Source organism: Streptomyces sp. NPDC089915, assembly GCF_040684675.1.
Lineage (GTDB): Bacteria > Actinomycetota > Actinomycetes > Streptomycetales > Streptomycetaceae > Streptomyces.
On the sequence record NZ_JBFBGN010000191.1, the window covers coordinates 1 to 9,971 of the forward strand.

The 9,971-nt window shown below is 73.6% G+C and carries 11 protein-coding genes; 6 read left to right on the forward strand and 5 right to left on the reverse strand.

Annotated features, from left to right (window positions below; genetic code table 11):
- Window positions 1-152: 152 nt before the first annotated feature.
- From AB0O29_RS32305 to AB0O29_RS32320, 4 genes are all read left to right on the forward strand, one after another.
- Window positions 153-797, forward strand: a complete 645-nt coding sequence (locus tag AB0O29_RS32305) for a class I SAM-dependent methyltransferase (RefSeq protein WP_365158875.1) — start codon at window positions 153-155, stop codon at window positions 795-797.
- A gap of 106 nt (window positions 798-903) precedes the next feature.
- Window positions 904-1,863 (forward strand): N-acetylmuramoyl-L-alanine amidase, encoded by a 960-nt coding sequence (locus tag AB0O29_RS32310; protein ID WP_365158878.1) that lies wholly within the window; start codon window positions 904-906, stop codon window positions 1,861-1,863.
- A gap of 110 nt (window positions 1,864-1,973) precedes the next feature.
- Window positions 1,974-2,759, forward strand: a complete 786-nt coding sequence (locus tag AB0O29_RS32315) for a hypothetical protein (protein WP_365158880.1) — start codon at window positions 1,974-1,976, stop codon at window positions 2,757-2,759.
- Between the two features lie 166 nt (window positions 2,760-2,925).
- A complete protein-coding gene (locus AB0O29_RS32320) occupies window positions 2,926-3,936 on the forward strand; it encodes an LLM class F420-dependent oxidoreductase (protein WP_365158883.1) in 1,011 nt (336 codons plus the stop codon).
- On the opposite strand, the gene AB0O29_RS32325 is transcribed toward AB0O29_RS32320, so the two are convergent.
- Window positions 3,933-4,343, reverse strand: coding sequence for a hypothetical protein (locus tag AB0O29_RS32325; protein WP_365158886.1), 411 nt, complete (start codon window positions 4,341-4,343; stop codon window positions 3,933-3,935). The genes AB0O29_RS32320 and AB0O29_RS32325 overlap by 4 nt on opposite strands.
- A 90-nt stretch (window positions 4,344-4,433) precedes the next feature.
- Window positions 4,434-5,039 (reverse strand): hypothetical protein, encoded by a 606-nt coding sequence (locus tag AB0O29_RS32330; protein ID WP_365158889.1) that lies wholly within the window; start codon window positions 5,037-5,039, stop codon window positions 4,434-4,436.
- 161 nt (window positions 5,040-5,200) lie between these two features.
- Here AB0O29_RS32330 and AB0O29_RS32335 point away from each other — a divergent pair, with 161 nt between their 5' ends.
- Window positions 5,201-5,515: a hypothetical protein gene (locus AB0O29_RS32335; RefSeq protein WP_365158891.1), complete on the forward strand. Its 315-nt coding sequence runs from the start codon at window positions 5,201-5,203 to the stop codon at window positions 5,513-5,515.
- Window positions 5,516-5,582: 67 nt separating this feature from the next.
- Here the strand turns inward: AB0O29_RS32335 and AB0O29_RS32340 are convergent, their stop codons facing one another.
- From AB0O29_RS32340 to AB0O29_RS32350, 3 genes are all read right to left on the reverse strand, one after another.
- Window positions 5,583-6,671: a prenyltransferase gene (locus tag AB0O29_RS32340; RefSeq protein ID WP_365158894.1), complete on the reverse strand. Its 1,089-nt coding sequence runs from the start codon at window positions 6,669-6,671 to the stop codon at window positions 5,583-5,585.
- Window positions 6,668-7,402: a class I SAM-dependent methyltransferase gene (locus AB0O29_RS32345; protein WP_365158897.1), complete on the reverse strand. Its 735-nt coding sequence runs from the start codon at window positions 7,400-7,402 to the stop codon at window positions 6,668-6,670. Before AB0O29_RS32345 ends, AB0O29_RS32340 begins: the two co-directional genes overlap by 4 nt.
- A gap of 160 nt (window positions 7,403-7,562) precedes the next feature.
- Window positions 7,563-8,897 carry a glycosyltransferase family 4 protein gene (locus AB0O29_RS32350; protein ID WP_365158899.1) on the reverse strand — a complete coding sequence of 445 codons (1,335 nt, stop codon included), beginning with the start codon at window positions 8,895-8,897 and terminating at the stop codon, window positions 7,563-7,565.
- A 251-nt stretch (window positions 8,898-9,148) separates the two neighbouring features.
- Here AB0O29_RS32350 and AB0O29_RS32355 point away from each other — a divergent pair, with 251 nt between their 5' ends.
- On the forward strand, window positions 9,149-9,793 hold the full coding sequence (locus tag AB0O29_RS32355) for a TetR family transcriptional regulator (protein ID WP_365158902.1): 645 nt from the start codon (window positions 9,149-9,151) through the stop codon (window positions 9,791-9,793).
- Window positions 9,794-9,971 lie beyond the last annotated feature (178 nt).

A 9,971-nucleotide genomic window follows, 5' to 3' on the forward strand; every position in this document is an offset into this window, starting at 1 on the left:
GGCCGGCACCCGCACGGCACCCGCACGGCACCCGCACGGCACCCGGACCGCACCCCCCACCCGCGGCGGCCTTCCGCGGACCCCGGCATGGTGCCCTACCGGGCGGTAGGGCACCATGGGCCGCCACACCCGCTCACGCCGGAGGAACACCCATGGCCGCCACCCCCAAGCCGGAGACCCTCGCCGCCTTCGAGGCCGCCAAGGGGTTCATGCCCGTCGGCGAGGGCCTCGCGCTCCACGCGGCCGCCTCCGGCGCCGCCGCGCTCGGGCTCCCGCTGCTGGAGGTCGGCACGTACTGCGGGCGCTCCACGATCCTGCTGGCCGACGCCGCCCGCGAGGCGGGGGTGGCCGCGATCACCGTCGACCACCACCGGGGCAGCGAGGAGCAGCAGCCCGGCTGGGAGTACCACGACCCGACGGTCGTGGACCCGGAGATCGGGCTGATGGACACCCTCCCCACCTTCCGCCGCACCCTCCACCGGGCCGGTCTGGAGGAGCACGTCATCGCGATCGTGGGCCGCTCCCCGCAGGTCGCGGCCACCTGGGGCGGCAAGCTCGGCTTCGTCTTCATCGACGGCGGCCACACCGACGAGCACGCCGCCGGCGACTACGAGGGCTGGGCCCCGCACCTGGCGGTCGGCGGCACCCTGGTCATCCACGACGTGTTCCCGGACCCGGCCGACGGCGGCCAGGCCCCGTACCGGATCTACCTGCGCGCCCTGGCCTCCGGCGCCTTCGAGGAGATCTCGGTGACGGACTCCCTCCGCGTCCTGCGCCGCACCGGCGAAGGCGTCTGAGGCGGCTCTTCCGGATCTTGCCGGGCCTACAGGCCGACAATCGGACCACGCCCTCGGATGGCTCAGGGTGCGGACGGGCACCGGCCGGGCGTTCTAGCATCGCGACGTGCGCTACGACGACAGCCCCCCGCCGCCCGAGTCCGCCTCCTCCATCAGCCCCGACCGGCCCTGGTTCGCGCGCCGGCCCGCCCTCGCGGTGGCGCTCGCGGCGCTGGCCCCGACCTGTCTGGCGGGCTGGGTGCTGACCCAGGTGCTGTCCGGCCCGGCCTCCGGCGCCCCGCAGCCTGCGGCGGCTCCGCTCGCCGCCTCCTCACCGGCGGCCGCGGCGGACGCCAAGCCCAGCGCCTCCGCGGCCTCCCCGGCCGCCTCCCGGGCGGCCGCCCCCGCCAAGGGCCCGCTGACCGGCCGGACCGTAGTGATCGACCCCGGGCACAACACGGGGAACTTCAAGCACGGCCGGGAGATCGACCAGCAGGTGGACATCGGCACCAACCGCAAGGAGTGCGACACCACCGGCACCACCACCAACTCCGGCTACATGGAGGCCGAGTTCTCCCTCGACGTCTCCCACCGGGCGCGCGCCCTGCTGGAGGCCAAGGGCGCCAAGGTGGTCCTGACCCACGACGGCGAGCGCCCCTGGGGCCCCTGCATCGACGAGCGGGCCCGGATCGGCAACCAGGCCACGGCCGACGCCGTGGTCTCCGTCCACGCCGACGGGGCTTCCGCCGGGAACCGGGGCTTCCACGTCATCCTCCCGGCCCGGGTCAAGGGCGGCAGCGCCGACACCGCGAAGATCGTCGGCCCCTCCCGCGACCTCGGCGAGCGCATCGCCTCCAACTTCGCCCGCGCCACCGGCTCCTCCCCCGCCAACTACCTCGGCAGCGGAACCGGACTGGTCGTCCGCGACGATCTGGGCGGGCTCAATCTGTCGACCCGGCCCAAGGTGTTCGTCGAATGCGGCAACATGCGTGACGACAAGGACGCGGCGCAGCTGATGAGTCCGGAGTGGCGGCAGAAGGCGGCCCAGGGCATCGCGGACGGCATCACCGGCTTCCTGGGCGGGTAGCCCTCCCGGGGCCGGCGCCCCGCCGCCCCCGGTCCTCTCGGCCGCGGAAACCTCCGTACCATGGGGGCGCCCGATCCGCCCCTGCCAAGACCGAGAAGGACACCAGAGACGTGAACATCCGCTCCCTCACTCGAGGCGACGGCGTGGTGATCGGAGCAGCGGCGCTGCTGTTCATCGCCTCGTTCCTCGACTTCTACTCCGTGACCGGCGCCGACCTCCCGAGTGCCTGGGACACCGACTCCTACGGGCTGGTCCTCCCGGCCATCTTCCTGACCGGCTTCATCGCGGCGGGCCTGCTCATCGGGGCCCGCTTCCAGCCCGAGGGCCGCAAGGTCGGCGGGCTGACCCTGACGGCCTGGGGCTCCGCGCTGGCCGTCGCCGCCGCCTGGAACGCCCTGTGGTCCCTGATCACCATGCCCGCGCGCGCCGATCTCGGCGTCGGCAGCATCCTGGCGTTCCTCTCCACGCTCGCCCTGGCCGGCGTGGCCGTCGCCGGGGGGAAGATCCCCGCGCTCGCCGGGCCGCTCGTCCCGGAGCCCAAGCCCGTCGCCGCCCAGCCGTACGGGGGCCAGCCCGGCAGCGGCTACGGCTACCCGGGCGGCCAGCAGCCGCAGGGCTACGGGGCCACCCCGCAGCCGGCCCCGCCGTACGGGGGCGCCCCGCAGGAGCCCGCCGCCGCGGGGTTCCCGGCGGAGGAGTTCACGCCGTTCTGGTTCGCGGTGCCGGTGGCCCGGCCCCTCTTCCCCGAGGACGGCTCCCCCACCCCGATCACGGAGCTCGCGCCGGGCACCTGGTACCTGGCCGTCGACCAGCGCGGCCCGTCAGCGCTGATCGCCCAGACGCAGGACGGCCGCCGCGGCGTCCTGAACGACACCTCGGGCATCCAGCGCGGCTGATCCCGCGCGCCCGCGAGCGTACGGCCCCCCGCCCACCCGGGCGGGGGGCCGTCGCACTTCCCGGCGGGGCCCGCGTGCCCTACAGTCGCCCGGACCAAGGATCTGACGATGCGTCAGCTCCATTGTCCGGCCATCCCCGGGCACCGGCAGCGCGGAGGGACCGTACATGCGCCTCGGACTCGCACTCGGCTACTGGGGCCGCGGCCCCGGCCCGTCCCACCTCGATCTCGCCACCGAGGCCGAACGCCTGGGCTACGACTCGGTGTGGACCGCCGAGGCCTGGGGCTCCGACGCCTTCACCCCGCTCACCTGGATCGCCGCGCACACCTCCCGCATCCGCCTGGGCACCGCCATCGCGCAGATGGCCGCCCGCAGCCCGACCGCCACCGCCATGCACGCCCTCACCCTGGACCACCTCTCCGGCGGCCGGATGATGCTGGGCCTGGGGCTGTCCGGGCCCCAGGTGGTGGAGGGCTGGTACGGGCGCCCGTTCCCCGCGAGCCCGCTCACCGCCACCCGCGAGTACGTCGACGTCGTCCGCCAGGTGCTGCGGCGCGAGGGCCCGGTCACGCTGGACGGCCGCTTCCACTCGCACCCCTACCGGGGGGAGGACGGCACCGGGCTCGGCAAACCCCTCAAGCCGATCACCCACCCGCTGCGCGCGGACCTCCCGCTGCTGCTGGGGGCCGAGGGCCCGAAGAACATCGCCCAGACGACCCGGATCGCGGACGGCTGGCTGCCGCTGTACTGGTCCCCCACCCGCACGGACGTCTACCGGGCCTCCCTCACCGACCTCCCCGAGGGGTTCATGATCGCGCCGATGGTCCGGGCCCACGTCTGCGAGGACGTCGCCGAGGGGCTGCTCCCGGTCAAGGCGATGCTGGGCTTCTACATCGGCGGCATGGGCCACTCGGCCCGCAACTTCCACGCCGACCTCATGGCCCGCATGGGGTACGAGGCCGAGGCCCGGCGGATCCAGCGGCTGTTCCTCGACGGCCGCAGAGAGGAGGCCGTCCTCGCCGTCCCGGACGCCTTCGCCGACGAGATCTCCCTGATCGGCCCCCGCGAACGCATAGCGGAACGCCTCTCCCTCTGGCGCAAGGGCCCGGTGACCGACCTCCTGATCACGGCCCCCGACCCCCACACCCTCCGCGTGATGGCGGAGCTGAACGGCTAGGCCGTCTCCGGCGTCCCGCCATCCGCCGCCGGCGGGACGGCGGTCAGGAGTTCGGGGAGGTCCTGGGGCATCACCGCGAGTTCCAGGTCCGGGCCGCCGTCCGTGGCCGTGCAGGCGACGATCCGCGAGCCGGGGTTGATGGCGAGCCCCTCCCGTACGGACGGGGTCCGGACGGAGCCCTCCCGGGTGCCGGCCAGCGGTACGGCGGGGCCCCGGCCGGGCTCCCAGCGGGCCGCGCCGCCGTCGGCGTACACCCGGCCCGGGCGCCAGCGGCCCTCGCCGGGCGGGCGCCGGGCCATGCCGGGGATCCCGGCGGGCGGGCCGGCCGCCACCCGCAGACGGTGCTTGCGGCGCAGCAGCCAGCCGGTACCGGCGGCGACCAGGGCGAAGAGGAGGAACTCGATCACGGACCCCATTCAAACAGCCCGAAACACCCGAAGCCGCCCACCGGGGTACCGATGGGCGGCTTCGGGGTGCGGGTAGGGCGGGCCCGGCCGTCAGCCGCCGAGCTGGGAGACGCTCGGGACCTTGTCCGTCACCGGGGCGCCCGCGCTCTTGCCGGCCTCCTTCACCCCGTTGATCACGTTCTCGAAGGAGCTGATGTCGGCGTCACCCGCATCGCCCTTGCGGAGCTTTCCGCTCAGGTTCTTCAGGGAGTCGATGCCCGCCGTCAGCGGACCCATCGCCTTCGACAGCAGCGGGTCGCCCTTGGCGTTGTCGGCCGCCGCCTTCAGCCGGTTGTACGCGAACGCGCCCGCGAGACCCGCCTTGATCAGCGCGAACGTACGGCCCTTCGCGCCCTTCTTGAACTTCCCCGCCCGGTACGGCTTGATGATCCACTGGTAGGTGGCCCCCGCCGCGAGCCCGGCGTTGGCGACGAAGCGGGTCTTCGCGAACTTCTCCCGCTCCGCCGACGTGCTCGGCTCGGGCGTCGCCGCGGCCAGCTCGTCGGCCTCGGCCGCCTCCGGCTCCGCCACCGCGAGGGCGGCCAGCTCCGCCGCCGTCGCGGCCGACGAGACCTCCTCCCGCCGGCCCCGGTCGCCACCGGTACCGCACGCGGTGGCGCCGGCCAGCAGCGAGGTGGACAGGAGCACGGCCGTCACGGCGCGACGGAATCGGACGGTGGTGGGTACGCGCACGGTTGCCTCCGGGGACTGAGGTGTCCCCCGCAGCCTCACCCGGCCACCGCCGCCCCGCCACTCGGGTCGCCCGTTCGGACACGGGGCGCGCGTTTCAACCGGACGGCAGCGGCAAGACGCCCGGCATGCACGCAGAACGCATCTCAGGACGCACCTCAGGACGCCGCGCCGGCTGGTCGGCCGGCCGGATCGTGGCCCTGGCCGCGGACGTCGTCGCGCTGATCATCGTCGTGTGGATCGTGATGGACCTGCTGGACGCGAACCGGTCCAACGACGTCGTCGCGTGGTTCCACGACGCGGCGACCTGGCTGGCCGGCTGGTCGCTCGACATCTTCCACCTCGCCCGCCACTGGGCACAGGTGATCGTCGGCTACGGCCTGGCCGCCCTGGTCTACCTGGTGGCGGGCCACGCCCTGGCCCGCCTCCTCCACCGCGTCTGAACCGGCCGCCGGGCGCCCTAGGGGCGGACGCGCCCTAGAGCGGACGCGCCCTAGGAGCGGACGCGCCCTAGGAGCAGCAGCCCGGGTCCAGGCCCGGCGGGAGCCGGTCGCCGCCGAAGACCTCCGCGGTGGCCTCGTCGCCGCCCAGCGCGGCCACGGCCAGGAGCAGCGAGCCCGCCGTCCAGGTCGTCTGCTCGACCGGCCACACCGCCCGGTCCTCGAACACGTAACCCGTCCAGTACATGCCGTTCTCGGCGCGCAGGTGGCCGATCGAACGCAGGATCTCCAGCGCCCGGTCGGACTCCCCCATCACCCACAGCGTGAGCGCCAGCTCGCAGGACTCCCCGCCCGTCACCCACGGGTTCGGCAGCACGCACCGCACCCCCAGGTCCGGGACGACGAACTCGTCCCAGCGCTCCTCGACGCGCGCCTTCGCCTCCGCACCCGACAGGGCGCCGCCCAGGACCGGGTAGTACCAGTCCATCGAGTAGCGGGACTTGTCCAGGAACCGCTCCGGGTGCCGGCGTATCGCGTGCGCCAGCGCGCCCGCCGCCAGCTCCCAGTCGGGCTGCGCGTCACCGCGGTGGTCGGCGATGGCCAGGGCGCAGCGCAGCGCCTGGTGGATGGAGGAGGAGCCGGTCAGCAGGGCGTCGGTGACGGCCGTGCCGTCCGCCTCCCGCTTCCAGCCGATCTCGCCACCGGGCTGCTGGAGGCCGAGGACGAACTCGACGGCCGCCACGACCGCCGGCCACATCCGGTCCAGGAAGGTGTCGTCGCCGGTGGCCAGGTAGTGGTGCCAGACGCCGACGGCGATGTACGCGACGAAGTTGGACTCCAGGCCCGCGTCCTGCGGTTCGGTGGTGTCCACGCCGTCGGGCCGGTCCGCGTAGGCCGCGTACCAGGAGCCGTCCGGGTTCTGGTGGCGGGCCAGCCAGGCGTAGGCCCGCTCCGCCGCCTCGTGCTCGCCGGCCGCGTCCAGGGCCATCGCGGCCTCGGTGTGGTCCCACGGGTCGAGGTGGTGGCCCCGGAACCACGGTATGGCCCCGTCCGCGCGCTGCGCGTCGAGTATCCCCTCCACCGTCCGCGCCGCCTGCTCGGCGGTCAGCACGCCGTCCAGGACGAGGTGTTCGGGTACGGTGCGCCCCGGCGAGCTCACTTGGCCGCGCCGACCGGGAGGTGGGGCTTGGTCGCGTACGCCACGAAGCTCTTGCCGATCAGCGGGTTGAGCGCCTGCTCGGCGACGCGGGTGGCCAGCGGCTTCTTCATGATGTCCCAGACCAGGAGCTTGTGGTACGCCTTGACCGGCAGCGCCTTGTCGTTGTCCACGCCGAAGGCGCACTTGAGCCACCAGTACGGGGAGTGCAGGCCGTGCGCGTGGTGGGTGCCGTACGGCTTGAGGCCCGCGGCCTTCATCTTGCCGAGCAGCTCGTCCGCCTTGTAGATGCGGATGTGGCCGCCCTCGACCTCGTGGTAGGCGTCGGACAGCGCCCAGCAGATCTTCTCCGGGCCGTAGCGCGGGACGGTGACCGCTATGCGGCCGCCCGGCTTGAGCACGCGCACCATCTCGGCGAGGACGCCCTTGTCGTCGGGGATGTGCTCCATCACCTCGGAGATGATGACGACGTCGAAGGACTCGTCGGGGAAGGGCAGGGCCAGGGCGTCGCCCTCCATGGCGGTGGCGGTGGCACCGGCCGGGGCCTCACCGGCCTCCTTCATGGCGGCGAACCACTTGGCGACCTCGCGGATCTCCTCGCCGTTGCGGTCGACGGCGACGACCTGGGCGCCGCGCCGGTAGCACTCGAAGGCGTGCCGGCCTGCGCCGCAGCCCAGATCGAGCACACGGTCGCCTGCGGCGAGCGGGAACCGGGAGAAATCGACGGTCAGCACGGGGTCCTGCCTTCGCGGTCACGGGGGTGAAGGGTGGTGCGGGTGGTGCGGGTAGTGCGGGTGGTGTGCGTGGTCTGCGTGGTCTGCACAGTGCCGGTGGTGTGCGTGGTGCGGGTGGCGTGGCGCATGCGGACGGGGTGACGTGCGTGCGGGGCGCCGGTCACCGGGTCCGGGCGGCGGCGGTCCTGGCGGAGGCCGCCCGCGCGATGGCGGCTCTGTAGTGCGCCGCGGTGCCCTCGGCGGCCTTGGCCCAGGTGAACCGGGCCAGCACCCGCTCCCGTCCGGCCGCCCCGAGACGGGCGCGCAGTGCGGAGTCGCCGAGCATCCGGCCCAGGGCCGCGGCCAGCGCCCCCGCGTCACCGGGCGGCACCGCCAGGCAGGTCTCCCCGTCCGGGCCGGCCACCTCGGGGATCGCTCCGCCGGTGGTGGCGACGAGGGGCGTGCCGGTGGCCATCGCCTCGGCGGCCGGGAGCGAGAAGCCCTCGTAGAGGGAGGGCACGCAGGCGACTTCGGCGCTGCGGACCAGGTCGACGAGTTCGGCGTCGGTGATGCCCTTGACGAAGCGGACCGCGTCCTGGAGGTCGTACTTCTCGATCGCGCGGGCCACCGGGCCGCTCTCGGCGCGCTTGCCGACGACGACGAGGTGCGCGTCGGGCCGCTCGGTGCGCAGCTTCGCGAGGGCCTCGACGAGGTGGACGAGCCCCTTGAGCGGGACGTCGGCGCTGGAGGTGGTGACGATCCGCCCGGGGACCTCGGCGACGGAGGGGTCCGGCGACCAGAGGTCGGTGTCGGCGCCGATGTGGACGACGTGGATGCGCTCGTCGCGGACGCCCAGGTGCTCGGCGATCTCCTGCCGGGAGGAGCCGGAGACCGTGAGGACGGAGGGCAGCCGGCGGGCGACGCGGCCCTGCATGCGGGTGAAGGCGTACCAGCGGCGCACGGAGGCGCGCTTCTTGCGGTCCTTGGCGGCGGCGAGGTCCAGCTTGCGGTCGACGGTGATGGGGTGGTGGATGGTCGTCACCAGCGGTGCGCCGAGGTCGCCGAGCAGGCCGTAACCGAGGGTCTGGTTGTCGTGGATGACGTCGAACTCACCGGCGCGGGCCTGGAGGTGGCGCCGGGCGCGGAGCGAGAAGGTCAGCGGCTCGGGGAAGCCGCCGGTCCACATGGTCGCGACCTCGACGGCGTCGATCCAGTCCCGGTACTCGTCACGCTTGGGCGTGCGGAACGGGTCGGGGCTGCGGTAGAGGTCCAGGCTCGGCAGCTCGGTGAGCGTCGCGCCGGTGTCGAGCACCGGGTAGGGCTGCGCACCGATGACCTCGACGGAGTGGCCGAGCTTCACGAGCTCGCGGGAGAGGTGGCGGACGTAGACGCCCTGGCCGCCGCAGAACGGGTTCCCCTTATAGGTGAGCAGTGCGATGCGCAACGGCCGGTCGCCGTCGGCGGCGGAACCCGCGAGAGCCTCGAAAGGGCTCGTCACCATGGCCTCTGCGGTCACTCTCGGCCCCCTTCTCCCTGCACTGTCGCCGGAGCGTAACCGCTCGGATAATGTAGAACAAGTTTCAGACTTGATCCGTCGAAGAGCATTGAATCTACCGGCCGGAAACCACACCGTAAGAGGCGGAGCAGGTGATTCGCGCCACGGCTCGGACGCCCGCCGCGAGGCCTGACATGCTGGCTTCCGGAGCGGTCACCGGCTCCTCCCCGAAGCAGCACCCGCAACGACACGGAACGCCAGGAACGGGACACATGACAGCGGAAGCGAAGGCGGTCACGACACCGGCGGCGGCCCTGACCGGCCCGGCGTCCCCTCCCCTGACGGAACGCCAGGAGGCCCGCCGCCGCAGGATCCTCCACGCGAGCGCGCAACTGGCGAGCCGGGGCGGCTTCGACGCCGTGCAGATGCGCGAGGTCGCGGAGTCCTCGCAGGTCGCGCTCGGCACGCTGTACCGGTACTTCCCGTCCAAGGTGCACCTGCTCGTCGCCACCATGCAGGACCAGCTCCAGCACATGCACACCACCCTGCGCAAGCGTCCTCCGGCGGGCGAGGAGCCGGCGGAACGGGTCGCGGAGACGCTGATGCGGGCGTTCCGGGCGCTGCAGCGGGAGCCGCACCTGGCGGACGCCATGGTCCGCGCACTGACGTTCGCGGACCGCAGCGTCAGCCCGGAGGTGGACACGGTCTCCCGCCTGACGACGGCCATCATCCTCGACGCGATGGGCCTGGAGGCCCCACCGACGGCGGAACAGCTGTCGGCGGTCCGCGTCATCGAACACACCTGGCACTCGGCCCTGATCACGTGGCTGTCGGGGAGGGCGTCGATCGCCCAGGTGAAGATAGACATCGAGACGGTGTGCCGGCTGATCGACCTGACGGCCCCGGAAAAGTCCTGATCGGGTTGTCGGGAGCGGGATCCCGGCCAAGCGGTCTCAGAGATGGCTCGGGGGTTTCCCGTCAGTCCCACTGTCCTTCCGGTTCGGGCCGGTCGGTCAAGGGCGCTCCCTCCGGTCGCGTCGCTTCGCGATGGCCTTCGGCCACCCTTGACAGCCCGACCCGCCCCGGAAAGACAAG